Source organism: Pantoea sp. PA1, from assembly GCF_056856975.1.
Genome location: NZ_JBXGEE010000001.1, coordinates 1,312,171 through 1,326,547 on the forward strand (window position 1 = coordinate 1,312,171; position 14,377 = coordinate 1,326,547).

At 56.6% G+C, this 14,377-nt stretch carries 20 protein-coding genes; 12 read left to right on the forward strand and 8 right to left on the reverse strand.

Annotated elements, in window-relative coordinates; all coding sequences use genetic code 11:
• The first annotated feature begins 4 nt into the window (after positions 1–4).
• From trpB to AC1V0D_RS06405, 3 genes are all read left to right on the forward strand, one after another.
• Positions 5–1,195, forward strand: a complete 1,191-nt coding sequence (gene trpB, locus AC1V0D_RS06395; RefSeq protein WP_009089941.1) for a tryptophan synthase subunit beta — start codon at positions 5–7, stop codon at positions 1,193–1,195.
• Entirely contained in the window at positions 1,195–1,998 is an 804-nt protein-coding gene (trpA, locus tag AC1V0D_RS06400) for a tryptophan synthase subunit alpha (RefSeq protein ID WP_111207582.1), read from the forward strand. Before trpB ends, trpA begins: the two co-directional genes overlap by 1 nt.
• A 149-nt stretch (positions 1,999–2,147) precedes the next feature.
• Complete coding sequence (locus AC1V0D_RS06405) at positions 2,148–2,462, forward strand: BON domain-containing protein (RefSeq protein WP_009089937.1); 315 nt, start codon at positions 2,148–2,150, stop codon at positions 2,460–2,462.
• Between the two features lie 49 nt (positions 2,463–2,511).
• Here AC1V0D_RS06405 and ompW read toward each other — a convergent pair whose 3' ends face one another.
• A complete protein-coding gene (ompW, locus tag AC1V0D_RS06410) occupies positions 2,512–3,144 on the reverse strand; it encodes an outer membrane protein OmpW (RefSeq protein ID WP_009089935.1) in 633 nt (210 codons plus the stop codon).
• Positions 3,145–3,398: 254 nt separating this feature from the next.
• On the opposite strand from ompW, the gene AC1V0D_RS06415 reads away from it, so the two are divergent.
• From AC1V0D_RS06415 to yciA, 4 genes are read left to right on the forward strand one after another with little or no spacing between them, the layout of a single operon-like run.
• Positions 3,399–3,815, forward strand: a complete 417-nt coding sequence (locus AC1V0D_RS06415; RefSeq protein ID WP_009089933.1) for a YkgJ family cysteine cluster protein — start codon at positions 3,399–3,401, stop codon at positions 3,813–3,815.
• A 27-nt stretch (positions 3,816–3,842) separates the two neighbouring features.
• Positions 3,843–4,577: a YciC family protein gene (locus tag AC1V0D_RS06420; RefSeq protein ID WP_009089932.1), complete on the forward strand. Its 735-nt coding sequence runs from the start codon at positions 3,843–3,845 to the stop codon at positions 4,575–4,577.
• 51 nt (positions 4,578–4,628) lie between these two features.
• On the forward strand, positions 4,629–5,168 hold the full coding sequence (locus AC1V0D_RS06425; protein ID WP_046101919.1) for a septation protein A: 540 nt from the start codon (positions 4,629–4,631) through the stop codon (positions 5,166–5,168).
• Positions 5,169–5,227: 59 nt separating this feature from the next.
• A complete protein-coding gene (yciA, locus tag AC1V0D_RS06430; RefSeq protein WP_009089928.1) occupies positions 5,228–5,650 on the forward strand; it encodes an acyl-CoA thioester hydrolase YciA in 423 nt (140 codons plus the stop codon).
• A 35-nt stretch (positions 5,651–5,685) separates the two neighbouring features.
• On the opposite strand, the gene tonB is transcribed toward yciA, so the two are convergent.
• Positions 5,686–6,447, reverse strand: a complete 762-nt coding sequence (gene tonB, locus AC1V0D_RS06435; protein ID WP_482907133.1) for a TonB system transport protein TonB — start codon at positions 6,445–6,447, stop codon at positions 5,686–5,688.
• A 195-nt stretch (positions 6,448–6,642) separates the two neighbouring features.
• On the opposite strand from tonB, the gene AC1V0D_RS06440 reads away from it, so the two are divergent.
• Positions 6,643–6,939: a YciI family protein gene (locus tag AC1V0D_RS06440; RefSeq protein ID WP_009089924.1), complete on the forward strand. Its 297-nt coding sequence runs from the start codon at positions 6,643–6,645 to the stop codon at positions 6,937–6,939.
• A 71-nt stretch (positions 6,940–7,010) separates the two neighbouring features.
• Positions 7,011–7,196 (forward strand): hypothetical protein, encoded by a 186-nt coding sequence (locus tag AC1V0D_RS06445; protein WP_312828859.1) that lies wholly within the window; start codon positions 7,011–7,013, stop codon positions 7,194–7,196.
• Positions 7,197–7,279: 83 nt separating this feature from the next.
• Here the strand turns inward: AC1V0D_RS06445 and ycgZ are convergent, their stop codons facing one another.
• Positions 7,280–7,522: a regulatory protein YcgZ gene (gene ycgZ, locus AC1V0D_RS06450; protein WP_009089921.1), complete on the reverse strand. Its 243-nt coding sequence runs from the start codon at positions 7,520–7,522 to the stop codon at positions 7,280–7,282.
• A gap of 344 nt (positions 7,523–7,866) precedes the next feature.
• Between ycgZ and AC1V0D_RS06455 the strand changes: the two genes are divergently transcribed.
• A complete protein-coding gene (locus tag AC1V0D_RS06455; protein WP_009089920.1) occupies positions 7,867–8,184 on the forward strand; it encodes a hypothetical protein in 318 nt (105 codons plus the stop codon).
• 78 nt (positions 8,185–8,262) lie between these two features.
• On the opposite strand, the gene AC1V0D_RS06460 is transcribed toward AC1V0D_RS06455, so the two are convergent.
• A complete protein-coding gene (locus tag AC1V0D_RS06460; RefSeq protein ID WP_427103536.1) occupies positions 8,263–8,436 on the reverse strand; it encodes a YciY family protein in 174 nt (57 codons plus the stop codon).
• A 158-nt stretch (positions 8,437–8,594) separates the two neighbouring features.
• On the opposite strand from AC1V0D_RS06460, the gene cls reads away from it, so the two are divergent.
• Positions 8,595–10,055 (forward strand): cardiolipin synthase, encoded by a 1,461-nt coding sequence (cls, locus tag AC1V0D_RS06465; protein ID WP_009089916.1) that lies wholly within the window; start codon positions 8,595–8,597, stop codon positions 10,053–10,055.
• 45 nt (positions 10,056–10,100) lie between these two features.
• Positions 10,101–10,424 (forward strand): HI1450 family dsDNA-mimic protein, encoded by a 324-nt coding sequence (locus AC1V0D_RS06470; protein ID WP_009089915.1) that lies wholly within the window; start codon positions 10,101–10,103, stop codon positions 10,422–10,424.
• Positions 10,425–10,508: 84 nt separating this feature from the next.
• Here AC1V0D_RS06470 and oppF read toward each other — a convergent pair whose 3' ends face one another.
• From oppF to oppB, 4 genes are read right to left on the reverse strand one after another with little or no spacing between them, the layout of a single operon-like run.
• The gene (gene oppF / locus AC1V0D_RS06475) at positions 10,509–11,510 is read right to left on the reverse strand and encodes a murein tripeptide/oligopeptide ABC transporter ATP binding protein OppF (RefSeq protein WP_009089913.1); all 1,002 of its coding nucleotides are present in this window, start codon (positions 11,508–11,510) and stop codon (positions 10,509–10,511) included.
• Positions 11,507–12,520, reverse strand: coding sequence for an ABC transporter ATP-binding protein (gene oppD / locus AC1V0D_RS06480; RefSeq protein WP_009089912.1), 1,014 nt, complete (start codon positions 12,518–12,520; stop codon positions 11,507–11,509). The genes oppF and oppD overlap by 4 nt, the downstream gene beginning before the upstream one ends.
• A gap of 11 nt (positions 12,521–12,531) precedes the next feature.
• Complete coding sequence (oppC, locus tag AC1V0D_RS06485; RefSeq protein WP_046101922.1) at positions 12,532–13,440, reverse strand: oligopeptide ABC transporter permease OppC; 909 nt, start codon at positions 13,438–13,440, stop codon at positions 12,532–12,534.
• Between the two features lie 14 nt (positions 13,441–13,454).
• On the reverse strand, positions 13,455–14,375 hold the full coding sequence (gene oppB / locus AC1V0D_RS06490; protein ID WP_009089910.1) for an oligopeptide ABC transporter permease OppB: 921 nt from the start codon (positions 14,373–14,375) through the stop codon (positions 13,455–13,457).
• Positions 14,376–14,377 lie beyond the last annotated feature (2 nt).

The following is a 14,377-nucleotide window of genomic DNA, read 5'->3' on the forward strand; positions in this document are numbered from 1 at the left end:
AAAGATGACGTTACTGAATCCCTACTTTGGCGAATTTGGCGGAATGTATGTTCCGCAGATCCTGATGCCTGCCCTGCGCCAGCTCGAAGAGGCGTTTGTCGACGCGCAGAAAGATCCTGCCTTCCAGGAAGAGTTTACCGAACTGCTGAAGAACTATGCGGGTCGTCCGACCGCGCTGACGCTGTGCAAAAACCTGACCAAAGGCACCAAAACGCGCCTCTACCTTAAGCGAGAAGATCTGCTGCACGGCGGTGCGCACAAAACTAACCAGGTGCTGGGTCAGGCACTGCTGGCTAAGCGCATGGGTAAAAACGAAATTATCGCCGAGACCGGCGCCGGTCAGCACGGTGTGGCCTCTGCACTGGCCTGTGCGCTGCTGGGCATGAAATGCCGTATCTACATGGGCGCGAAAGATGTGGAGCGTCAGTCGCCTAACGTCTTCCGTATGCGACTGATGGGCGCGGAAGTGATCCCGGTTCACAGCGGCTCTGCCACGCTGAAAGATGCCTGTAACGAGGCGCTTCGCGACTGGTCTGGCAGCTACGAAACGGCGCACTACATGCTCGGCACCGCCGCGGGCCCGCACCCCTTCCCGACCATCGTGCGTGAGTTCCAGCGCATGATCGGCGAAGAGACGAAAAAACAGATTCTGGAAAGAGAGGGTCGCCTGCCCGACGCTATTCTCGCCTGCGTGGGCGGGGGCTCCAACGCTATCGGCATGTTTGCTGACTTTATCGATGAAACCAGCGTGAAGCTGATCGGCGTTGAGCCTGCGGGTCACGGCATCGAAACCGGCGAGCATGGCGCACCGCTGAAGCATGGTCGCGTCGGTATCTACTTCGGCATGAAAGCGCCGATGATGCAGACGGAAGATGGCCAGATTGAAGAGTCCTACTCCATCTCTGCCGGTCTCGACTTCCCGTCGGTCGGGCCACAGCATGCGCACCTGAACAGCACGGGTCGGGCGGATTACGTCTCGGTTACCGATAACGAAGCGCTGGCTGCCTTCAAACAGCTCTGCCGGGCGGAAGGGATTATTCCGGCGCTGGAATCCTCTCACGCCCTGGCGCACGCCCTGAAGATGATTCAGGAGGAGCCGGAGAAAGAGCAGCTGCTTGTGGTTAACCTTTCCGGCCGCGGCGATAAAGATATTTTCACCGTTCACGACATTCTGACTGCGCAGGGAGAAATCTGATGGAACGTTATAATCAACTGTTTTCGCGCCTGTCAGCCAGCAACGAAGGCGCTTTCGTCCCGTTCGTCACGCTGGGCGACCCCTCACCTGAGCTCTCCCTGCGCGTGATTGACGCGCTGGTTGAAGGCGGTGCGGACGCGCTGGAGCTGGGCATTCCTTTCTCCGACCCGCTGGCGGATGGCCCGACCATTCAGAATGCGACCTTACGTGCGTTCGCCGCAGGCACCACCACCAGCCAGTGCTTTGAAATGCTGGCGACAATCCGCCGCAAATATCCTGACCTGCCGATTGGCCTGCTGATGTATGCCAACCTGGTCTTCACCAACGGCGTGGATGCGTTTTATGCACGCTGTGCCGAAGCCGGTGTCGATTCGGTTCTGGTCGCCGATGTGCCGGTTGAAGAGTCGGCGCCGTTCCGCCAGGCGGCGCTGCGTCACGGCGTGGCCCCTATCTTTATCTGTCCACCCAATGCCAGCGATACGCTGCTGCGTGAGATCGCGTCGCACGGCCGGGGCTATACCTACCTGCTGTCACGTGCCGGGGTGACCGGGGCTGAAAACCGTGCCAGCCTGCCGCTACAGCACCTGATCGACAAGCTGCGCGAATACCATGCCGCTCCGCCACTGCAGGGCTTTGGTATCTCAGAACCTGAGCAGGTGAAGGAAGCGATTGCCGCCGGTGCAGCCGGGGCCATCTCCGGTTCCGCCATTGTCAGAATCATTGAGAAGCACCACGCCGAGCCGGACGTGATGCTGAGCGAACTGAAGAACTTTGTCAGTCGCCTGAAAGCCGCCAGTCGTTAATCCTGTCAGCATGCCTTATCACGCGATAAGGCATGATTTGTTTCCTTTTTTTTCATTCCGCCATTTGCCCTTTTTTCAGAATCTGCACCACAATGACAAAGCGCCGTTACGGTAACGTCGCATCCATTTTGTGACAGGGAGAGAAAGCAATGAAATTCGTTAAACTGCTGACAGGTGCTGTACTGGCGGGTGTGGTTGCGCTGACACTGAGCGCCTGTGCGCCAACGGCAACCAAAGAGGGAACCGGTGGCTACATCGATGACACCGTTGTGACCACGAAAGTGAAAGGTGAACTGCTGAAGGATGACTCGCTGAAATCGACTGAAATCAACGTAGAAACCTTTAAGGGTAAAGTTCAGCTGAGCGGTTTTGTGTCATCGCCACAAATGGCTAATCGTGCTGTTCAGGTGACGCGCAGCGTACCGGGCGTGAAATCTGTCGTGAACAACATGCAGATTAAATAACGTTGTTACAGACACAAAAAAGGCCGCTGAATCAGCGGCCTTTTTCTCATCAGAAGCGGTAACCTGCCCCGAAGAAGAAGACCCACGGATCGATGCGCATATTGATGTTCTGCTGCTCGCCTCCCGCTTTAAACTTCACTTCCGTGTCGATATCCATGTACCACACCGACGCATTCAGCATCCAGTCGCGGTTGATCTGATAATCCAGGCCGACCTGACCCGCCACGCCCCACGAATCCTTGACGCTGAGATCGGTCAGGCCTGCGTCGCGACCGGTCTGGTTGAAATCGGCATCATAGAAGGTGGTGTAGTTGACGCCCACGCCCACGTAGGGACGGGCTTTGCTTTTGCTGTCGAAGAAGTAGTACTGCGCCATCAGCGTCGGCGGTAACTGGCGCACGGTAGCCAGCGTGCCGGTCGGGCCAAGACCCACTTTGTGACGGAACGGCGTGGCGGCGAGAAGTTCCACCCCGATATTGTCCGTCGCCATATAGGTAAAGGTCAGGCCGAGCTGCGTGTCGTTGGAGGCGCTGAACTCCCCCATGCCTAACACATTATCGGAGCCTTCGGTGGGGCGTACGGTTGCACTGCCGGCACGCATAAAGAAGTCGCCTGCTTCATGGGCCATCGCCAGCTGGGGTAAAGCCAGCGCCAGCAGCATCGCGCATTTTGCCAGTTTCATTATCACTCCTTTGCTTAATGTTGATGTCGCGGGGGATTATCATTTTTTTGCTGGCAGTTATTTAACGCGATTTACAGGAAATTGCACTCTGAACGCTTCAGATAAATTGCTTAAAAAACAATGAATTGATTTAGATCAATTTCGGCACGCTTCGGCGCCCGCAAATTCCCCTTGCTGAAAAATTCCGGCGGCCCTATTTTGCTTCTCTTCCTGGTTGATTTTGGTTCGATGCCTCGGGAGGGGCGGGTGATCAAATGAGTGACACATTAAATCCTTGTATCAGCTGTGGCGCCTGCTGCGCCCATTTTCGCGTCTCATTTTACTGGGCGGAAGCCGACGATGCGGGCGGTCTGGTGCCGACCGACCTGACCGAGCCGCTCAGCCTGCTCATGCGTAACATGCGGGGCACCAACGATCGCACCCCGCGCTGTGTCGCCCTGCAGGGAGAGATCGGCGGATGCGTTTCATGCGGAATCTATGAACAGCGTCCCACTCCCTGTCGGGAGTTCTCGCTGTCAGGAGAAGGCGGCATTCACAACGAAGCCTGCGATCGGGCCCGCGCCCGCTATGGCCTTCCCCCGCTTTTTTCGCCATCTTTACCTGTCGTGACAGAAAGTTATGCCACAGCGGGTGCCCGTGAGCTGCCAGAACATGTACAATCGCCGGGTTAATTAACCCGGTTCCTCCAAGGAGTGTACATGTCTATCACGGCAAGCTCGTTATACCGTGACACTGGAAATTTTGCGCGACATCAGCTGGCTACCCTGCTGCTGCTGTCGCTGCTGACCGCTTTTATCACCGTCATGCTGGTGCATGTGCTGACGCCTGGTGTCGATGAGATGGCCATTCTGCAGCAGGGTGACGACAGTGCCAGATCGTTGTTTGAGATAGTGCAGAGCATGTCGCCGGAACAGCAGCAGGTTCTGCTGCGGGCTTCGGCTGCCAGCACCTTCGCTGCGCTGTTGGGTAACACGCTGCTGCTGGGCGGCATGCTCTGCCTGATTCCGATGGTCTCTTCCGGTCAGCGGGTCAGCGCTTTGCGGGCTATCGGGACTTCTGCGCCGCTGCTGCCCAGACTGCTGCTGCTGACCTTTCTGATGACGCTGGTGGCCCAGCTTGGCTTTATGGTGCTGGTCGTCCCCGGTATTCTGCTGACGATCCTGCTGTCACTGGCGCCGGTGATGCTTGCCAGTGAGAAGATGGGCGTGTTTGCCGCCATGCGCGCCAGCATGCGCATGGCCTGGAAGAACGTGAAGCTGATCGCCCCCGCCATCCTGCTCTGGCTGCTGGCGAAAGTGGTCGTGATGCTCTTTTTCGCTTCGCTGACCGTGCTGCCGCTGAATGTTTCGTCGGTCATTTTTACCGCGGCCGGCAATCTGGTTTCAGCCCTGTTGATCATCTATCTCTATCGGCTCTATATGCTGTTACGTTGACGGACGGTGCGCCTGCGGGCGCACTGGCATGCAACCCTGACGGGAATCACTATGAAGCAGTTACTCGACTTTCTCCCCCTGGTAGTCTTTTTCATCTTCTATAAGCTCTACGACATCTTTGTCGCCTCGGGCGCACTGATTGTCGCGACCGGTCTGGCGCTGGTCGTCAGCTGGGTGCTCTATCGCAGACTGGAAAAGATGACCATTTTCACCTTTGTGCTGGTCGCGGTCTTTGGCACCCTGACGCTGGTGTTCCACAACGATGAGTTTATTAAGTGGAAAGTGACGGTCATCTACAGCCTGTTCGCGCTCGCCCTGCTCTACAGCCAGTGGTTTATGAAGCAGCCGCTGATCCAGAGCATGCTGGGTAAAGAGCTTCAGCTGCCGGACGCGGTCTGGCGTCGTCTGAACGTTGCCTGGGCACTCTTCTTTCTGATTTGCGGCCTGGTGAACATCTACGTCGCCTTTTGGTTATCCCAGGCGTTTTGGGTTAACTTTAAAGTGTTTGGTCTCACCGGTCTGACCTTACTGTTTACCCTGCTTAGCGGGCTCTATATCTGGCGACAGATGCCGCAGCAGGAACAAAAATAATCATCCGCCCGGTTCGCCGGGCTTTTTTTCAGCATTCATCTGCATAAGAACGGGAAGCAATGGGCGAAAAACATAAATTACCGCAAGGTGAAATGGTGCTGCGTACGCTCGCCATGCCGGCAGACACCAACGCTAACGGCGATATCTTTGGTGGCTGGCTGATGTCACAGATGGATATGGGCGGCGCGATTCTGGCTAAAGAGATCGCGGAAGGCCGCGTGGTGACGGTACGCGTCGACGGCATGTCATTTCTGAAGCCGGTGGCGGTAGGGGATGTCGTGAGCTGTCATGCGCGCTGTATCCGGACCGGCAACAGTTCGATGACCATTAACGTCGAGGTGTGGATCAAGAAAGTGTCGTCTGAGCCGATTGGACAGACTTATTGTGCCACCGAAGCGGTCTTTATCTATGTGGCCGTGGACAGTGCGGGCAATTCCCGTCCGCTGCCAGCCGGCCGCGCCAATCAGCAGCCCGGCGAATAAAAAACGGGTCAGGCATCTCCGCCTGACCCGGCCTCTTACTCTATGCTGGCCCCGCCTTTAAGCTTAAAGACGATATTCATTGTGAGTCCCTGACCCGGGCGACCGCTCTGGTAACGCCACTTTTTCATCGCCTGCCTGACGTCGCGCTCAAACATATTGCGCGGTTCCGCAGAGAGGATCTGAATGTTCTCTACCCGACCGTCACTGTCCACGTCAAACTTCACCCGCACGCGCCCTTCAACCCGCAGCGCATAAGCGCGCTGAGGATAGCCTGGCTTACTGACGCTCAGCGCTTTCGGGCCGGTTGATACCGATGCTGTCGGTGACGGAGTCGCTTTTGGTGCAGTGGCTGGGCGGGTCTGGGTCGCCGGCGCCTCCTGCCGGAACGGATTATCCTGCGGTTTACTCTCCTGACGCGGCTTCACGTCGCGTACAGGTTTCTCCCGCTTGTGCTCGGTTTTAGGTTTGGGTTTTGGTTTGGGCTTCGGCTCAGGTTTTGGTATCGGCACCGGTTCCGCTTTCGGCGGTTCCGGCGCCAGCTGAGGTTCCGGTTCTGGCTGAGGTTCTGGCTGCGGCTCAGGCTCTGGTGCAGGCGGCTGCACAACAGCCGGAGCAGGCTCGGGCTGAACTTCCGGGGCAACCATGGTGACGCTGATGGGCTGAGAGGCCTTTGGCACTTCCGTCACCTGCTGGAATGACGCATACAGAATTCCGGCAATGACGGCCCCATGCAGAACAACAGACAGCAACATGGAGAGTGGCGTGCGTTTGGGTAAGGGCATAGTCAGCGTGGTCATAACAGTCGCAGTGATTGAATGAAGCAGCGATTTTAAATGCAAATAGCAATCAGTTTCAATAACTCCCGCCTTCAGGCCATCAGAAAAGCGCATTTAGCCCTTTATGCTGCGCCTCCCAGCCGCCGGAGTTTTCGTTTGCACTCTGAAGGGCAATCCCTTAACGTGTGCAAAATTCTGGTTAATGGGAGTTCCTGAGTGCTTTACGTCATTTATGCAGAAGATACTGCAGATTCACTGGAAAAGCGTAACGCCGTGCGCCCTGCCCATCTGGCACGGCTCAAACTGCTTCACGAAGAGGGACGCCTGATTATCGCTGGCCCGATGCCTGCCGTGGACAGTAACGATCCCGGCGTGGCGGGCTTTACCGGTTCCACCGTCATTGCGGAGTTCCCGTCGCTGGAAGCGGCGCAATCCTGGGCGCAGGATGATCCCTATATTGCGGCGGGCGTCTACAGTCAGGTCGCGGTTAAGCCGTTCAAACGCGTCTTCTGATTGCATCTGAATATTAAAAATGGCTTCTGTGCCTGGCGCAGAAGCCATTTTTTTTCGCAAAGAGAGGGAATATGCAGATTGTTATTCTGGCGCTGCTGCTGGTCATCGCTTTACTGCTTGGCAGAGCTATTTATCTCTGGCGGACGCAGGGCTGGCGCAGCAAGAAACAGACGATCGTGATGCTGATTGTGCTGGCAGCAGCGTTGCAGCTGGTAAATGTCACGCTGATGATGACGAAGCCGTTTCATCCCGGCTGACCATAAAGCCGCTGGGGTAAAAGGCATTAAAGAACAGTACAGCTGAATGACTGTCCTGTTCTTCATACTCTGTTATCTTTATATCAGCCGCGATCCAGAATCAGACCAATCAGCGCGTGATAGTGCTGTTCTTCTTCCGGGCTGGTAACATGCTGCAGGCGGCTAATCAGTTTTGAGCAGATCGCTTTGCGGTTCAGGCTGCGACCGGAACGAATAATTTCCGTGACAACCGACCCCAGGATCGCCTGCTGTGAAGGCTGTGCAGCACTGTGCAGATAGGCGGTAATGTCTGAAACTGAAGCGGGAATATGTACGTTAGTCTGCATGATTGTCCCTTAAAGGCGTCGTTAAAGTTACTAAGCGATGCGGTAAAGTTATACAAAAACGCCCCTCCTGTACAGGTATTTAGCGCGAAAAATCACCCAGAGCGTGACATTTTTCATTAAATTCATTTAATACATAGACTTAAAACAATGTAAAGTTGTACAAGTTTCTTCTCGCTTTGTACACATCCCCTGTCAGCCTCCTTAGACCCGCCCCTTTTTCGCCTGATCCTTTTAACTTACGGCTTTTTTTAACCGGCGAGAGGATTTATCTGTTACCTCTGTCTACATTTACTATTCGTGATTTACACCTCTGAATGGATGCACAGCACTGTCGCGAGCTCACTATGAATAAAACCTATCCTGTTCCGGTTCTCACTCTGGCTGACACGCTTTTATCCCGGCTTGCCGCGCTGGCCGATCCTAAAATAGAAGTATTAAGTGGTTATCCGGCGAACTGCTCTGCCTGGCTGACGATCTACTATCAGCGCAAATCAGGCCGGTGGAGTTACGAATGGTACGATCGGGAGGGTTATCGCCGGCCAGCGGCGCTGGGCAGCGCAATGCCCTGTCTGATGCTCGAGGTCAACGATCGGGGAGCGTCGCCTCAGGAGCAGGCTCAGGCGCGCCGGTTACTGGCCGAGCAGGGCTTTTTTGAAGCCTGAGGGTGCCCCGGACAATGCGCAGCCCGCCTGCTGCCTCACAGGGTATCGGCCTACAGGGCGGGCTGAAGAGGTGCGGGATTAGACCATCTGCGTAATGAACAGAATTGATCGGCGCTGCTGCTGGGCCAGCTGGTGGCGGATACAATGGATGCGCTTATAGCGGCGTGAATGCCCTTCCAGCCAGCGTGAACGGCGACGGTGAACCTGTCGTAACATTCTCCAGCGTGCCACTTCATTTCTGCTTCGTTTCATCACTTCCTCTCTGCCATCGTCTACGCCGCCGCATTATAGAGATCTCTGCGACAATACCCAATCTGTTCTCTCATTATTCTCGTCAGGGATAAAGGTTTCGTTAGCCGTCATCTGCACGTAAACTTGCCAGACGGAAGCGCGAACGGGATGTCCACTTTATGACCACTTTTTATACGCTGATCAGTTGGTTGCTGCTGTTTGGTTACTGGCTGCTGATTGCCGGTGTCACACTGCGCATCCTGATAAAGCGCCGGGCTGTCACGTCGGCGATGGCCTGGCTGCTGGTTATCTATATTCTGCCGCTGGTCGGCATTATCGCTTATCTCTCCTTTGGCGAACTGCACCTGGGTAAACGTCGCGCGGAGCGCGCCCGCACCATGTGGCCGTCAACGGCCCGCTGGCTGAATGATCTGAAGCAGTGCCGCGAGATTTTCGCGACGGAACACAGCGACGTCGCGCGCTCGTTATTTGAGCTTTGCTACCATCGGCAGGGCATTGCCGGGGTAAAGGGAAACCAGCTGCAACTGTTAACCAGCGCCGATGATGTGATGCAGGCACTGATTCGTGACATCCAGCTGGCCCGCCATAATATCGAGATGGTGTTTTATATCTGGCACCCCGGTGGTCTGGCAGATGAAGTTGCCGAATCGCTGATGGCGGCGTCGCGCCGTGGCGTCCACTGCCGTCTGCTGCTGGACTCTGCGGGCAGCGTAAACTTTTTCCGCAGCCCCTGGGCGGGCATGATGCGCAACGCCGGCATTGACGTGGTGGAAGCGTTACAGGTGAGCCTGCTGCGCGTCTTCCTGCGGCGGATGGATCTGCGCCAGCATCGTAAAATCGTGCTGATTGATAACTACATCGCCTACACCGGCAGTATGAATCTGGTCGACCCCCGCTTCTTTAAACAGAGTGCCGGTGTGGGTCAGTGGATTGATCTGATGGCGCGTATGGAAGGCCCGGTCGCGACCGCGATGGGGATTGTTTTCAGCTGCGACTGGGAAATAGAGACCGGTAAGCGCATTCTGCCGCCCCCGCCCGATCGCAACATCATGCCGTTTGAACAGGAGAGCGGCCACACCGTGCAGGTGATCGCCTCCGGTCCCGGTTTTCCGGAAGATATGATCCATCAGGCCCTGCTGACCGCCGTCTATTCGGCGCGTGAGCAACTGATCATGACAACCCCCTACTTTGTGCCCAGCGACGACCTGCTGCATGCGATCTGTACGGCGGCGCAGCGTGGCGTCAGCGTCAGCCTGATCCTGCCGCGTCACAATGACTCGCTGCTGGTCGGCTGGGCCAGCCGCGCCTTTTTCAGTGAATTGCTGGAGGCGGGCGTGAAGATTTACCAGTTTGAAGATGGCCTGCTGCATACCAAGAGCGTGCTGGTGGACGGACAGCTGAGCCTGGTCGGCACCGTGAATCTCGATATGCGCAGTTTATGGCTTAATTTCGAGGTGACGCTGGTGGTGGATGATGCGGGCTTCGGCAGTGACCTGGCCTGCGTACAGGATGACTATATCGCGCGGTCGCGCCTGCTGGAGGGTAAGCGCTGGGCAAAACGTGCCTGGTGGCAGCGCATTGTTGAACGACTGTTTTACTTCTTCAGCCCTTTACTGTAAAACGAGCCAGATTGTGTAAATGGCCGCAGGCAGACAGGACAGACTATGGATTTAAATAATCGCCTTACCGAAGATGAAACGCTGGAACAGGCCTACGATATTTTTCTCGAACTGGCAGGTGACAATCTCGATCCGGCAGACATCATTCTCTTCAATCTGCAGTTTGAGGAGCGCGGTGGCGCAGAGCTGTTCGACCCGTCTGAAGACTGGAAAGATCATGTTGATTTCGATCTGAACCCTGACTTTTTCGCCGAGGTGGTGATTGGGCTGGGTGAAGCGGACGGTGAGCCGATCACCGACGTCTTTGCGCGCGTGCTGCTGTGCCGTGAAAAAGATCACAAGCTGTGTCATATCCTGTGGCGTGAATAGACCGTAGATGCGCGGTGACGTGAATGACATCGTGGCGCAGCATCCCACAACAGAAAACGCCGGGCAATTGCCCGGCGTTTTGCTTCAGAGCGGGTCGACCTTGAGACAGGAGACCGCATGGTGGAAACTGCCTTCCAGCAGCGGACGGGTTTTCGCACACTCCGGTCCGGCAATCGGACAGCGGGTGCGGAACACACAGCCTGACGGCGGATTGATCGGCGACGGCAGCTCCCCTTCCAGTAGCTGAATCTGCTTGTTCTTCTCCAGATCGGGATCGGGAATCGGCACGGCAGACATCAGCGCCCGGGTATAAGGGTGCTGCGGATTGCCATAGACCTCGCTGTAGGTGCCCAGCTCCACCGCATGTCCCAGATACATTACCAGTACGCGATCAGAGATATGTTTCACCACGGCCAGATCGTGCGCGATGAAGATCAGTGACAGTCCCATTTCACGCTGCAGCTGCTGCAGCAGATTCACTACCTGCGCCTGAATGGAAACGTCGAGTGCCGACACCGGCTCATCACAGATAATGAGCTTTGGCTCCAGAATCAGCGCACGGGCAATGCCGATACGCTGACACTGGCCGCCCGAAAACTCATGCGGATAGCGGTTAATCAGGTTCGGCAGCAGGCCCACCTTCATCATCATATTTTTGACGCGGTCTTTGACTTCCTGACGCGCCATCTTCGGATGATAGGTGCGCAGCGGCTCGGCGATGATATCGCCGATAGTCATACGCGGATTCAGAGAGGCCAGCGGGTCCTGGAAGATCATCTGAATGTCGCTGCGCGCCTTGCGCCACTCCTCTTCGCTCTGACCGAGCAGATCGCGGCCTAACCAGGCGACACGCCCTTCTGTGGCTTTGACCAGCCCGATAATGGCGCGTGCCAGCGTCGATTTGCCGCAGCCGGACTCGCCCACCACGCCCAGGGTTTCCCCTTCATAGAGACGCAGGCTGACTCCGTCCACCGCTTTCAGGGTCTTTGAAGGTTGCCAGAACCACTGCTTGCCATCTTTGATGTCGAAATGCACCTTCAGGTCGGCGATTTCCAGTAACACTTTCTTTTCAGCTACGGTGCTCATACTAACTCCTCCACCGGCTTAAAGCAGGCACGCAGACGGCCATCGCCAAACGGCTCCAGCGGCGGCGACTGGGTGCAGATATCCATCGCGTGCGGGCAGCGCGGCTGGAACGGACAGCCCTGCGGCAGACGCAGCAGATTGGGTGGATTCCCCGGAATGGTCGTGAGGCTCTCGCCCTCGGCATCCAGGCGTGGTACGGCATTGAGCAGGCCGATCGAATAAGGATGGGCGGGCTGATAAAAAACATCGCGGGCGCGGCCATACTCCATGGTGCGTCCGGCGTACATCACCAGCACTTTGTCGCAGATCCCCGCCACCACGCCGAGATCGTGGGTGATCATGATGATGGCGGTGTTGAACTCGCGCTTCAGATCATTGAGCAGCGTCATGATCTGCGCCTGCACCGTCACATCCAGCGCCGTGGTGGGTTCATCGGCAATCAGCAGCTTTGGACGGCAGAGCAGCGCCATGGCGATCATCACGCGCTGGCGCATCCCACCGGAGAACTCATGCGGATACATTTTCATTCGCTTGCGCGCTTCCGGCATCTTCACCGCATCCAGCATTCTCACCGACTCTTCGAAAGCCTGTGCGCTGCTCATCCCCTTGTGCAGTTTCAGCACTTCCATCAGCTGCTCGCCGACCCGCATATAGGGATTGAGCGAGGTCATCGGGTCCTGGAAAATCATCGCGATCTGCTCAGCGCGCAGCCGGTTAAGCTGGCTTTCCGGCAGATTCAGGATCTCTTTGCCGTTGAACAGCGCAGAACCGCCAATGCGCCCGTTTTTCGCCAGCAGCCCCATCAGGGCAAAGGCGGTCTGTGACTTGCCCGAACCGGACTCACCGACAATGCCCAGCGTCTCCCCTGCACGCAGCGAGAAGTTCAGATTGTTCACCGCGGTGACATCACCATCGTGTGTGCCAAAGGTGACGCGTAAATCTTTGACCGTAAGTAGCTGTTCGCTTCCCGCGCGGGCCGCCATCGCTGGCTGAAATTCATGAATAGTCATCGGGAAACTCCTTAACGATCTTTCGGGTCGAGGGCATCACGCAGGCCATCGCCGATAAAGTTGAAACAGAACAGCGTGACCACCAGGAAGCCCGCCGGGAACAGCAACAGCCACGGCGACACTTCCATGGAGTTGGCTCCGTCGCTCAGCAGTGCGCCCCAGCTGCTCAGAGGTTCCTGTGTGCCCAGACCCAGGAAGCTCAGGAAGGATTCAAACAGGATCATACTGGGCACCAGCAGTGAGGCGTAAACCACCACCACCCCCAGCACGTTGGGCACGATATGGCGCACCACAATTTTCCAGGTCGATACCCCACCCACATGGGCGGCTTCGATAAACTCTTTGCGCTTCAGGCTCAGCGTCTGGCCGCGCACAATACGCGCCATATCCAGCCATGAAACCATGCCGATGGCGGCAAAGATCAGCAGGATGTTACGACCAAAGAAGGTCACCAGCAGGATCACGAAGAACATGAACGGGAAGGAGTTGAGGATTTCCAGAACACGCATCATGGCCGAGTCGGTTTTGCCGCCCAGGTAACCGGCAATGGAGCCATACAGCGTACCGACCACCACGGCGATCAGGGCGGAGGCGACGCCGACCATCAGGGAGATACGGCCGCCGATGGCCACACGCACCAGCAGGTCACGCCCCGACGAGTCGGTGCCGAACCAGTGACCGGAAGTGGTATCCGGCGGTGAAGACATCATCGCCCAGTCGGTATCGTCGTAGGTGAACTGCGCCACCATCGGCGCGATAATCACAAACAGCGTAATGACCAGCAGCACCAGCAGGCTGATCAGCGCGGCCCGGTTATGGATAAAACGACGACGCGCGTCCTGCCAGAGACTGCGCCCTTCTACTTCCAGCTTCTCACTGAACGCATCAAGAGCTTCGCTGTTTTTCTTACTTAACATCATGGCGAACTCCGCAATCAGTAACGAATTTTGGGATCGATGACGGCATAGAGCACGTCGACAATCGCGTTAAACAGGATGGTCAGCAGACCGACCAGAATCGTCAGGCTCATCACCAGCGAGTAGTCGCGGTTCAGTGCGCCGTTAACAAACAGCTGACCGATGCCCGGCAGACCATAGATCGATTCGATCACCATCGAACCGGTGATGATGCCGACAAAGGCGGGTCCCATATAGGAGATGACCGGCAGCAGAGCCGGTTTCAGCGCATGACGCAGCACAATGCGGCGCAGCGGTAAGCCTTTGGCGCGAGCCGTGCGGATAAAGTTGGAGTGCATCACTTCAATCATCGATCCACGGGTGATACGGGCAATACTTGCAATGTAAGCCAGTGAGAGTGCCACCATCGGCAGCAGCATGTAGTTCCACTGCCCGCCATTCCAGCCCCCGCCCGGCAGCCATTTCAGGCTGATCGCGAACAGCAGGACCAGCAGCGGCGCGACCACAAAGCTGGGTATCACCACGCCGGTCATCGCCACCCCCATCACCGCGAAGTCCCATAAGGTGTTCTGTTTCAGCGCGGCGATGACCCCGGCCGTGACGCCGAGCACGATCGCCAGCAGGAACGCGGCCAGACCCAGTTTTGCCGAGACCGGGAACGCGTGCGCGACCAGATAGTTAACCGAATAATCTTTGTATTTAAAGGATGGGCCGAAATCGCCGTGGGCCAGCTGGACCAGGTAATCGACATACTGCTTACCGATAGGATCGTTGAGGTGATATTTCGCCTCAATGTTGGCCATCACTTCCGGTGCCAGGGTGCGCTCGCCGGTAAAGGGGCTGCCGGGTGCCAGCCGCATCATAAAGAAGGAGATGGTAATCAGGACGAACAGCGTCGGAATCGCTTCAAGCAAGCGACGCAGGATGAATTTTAACATTG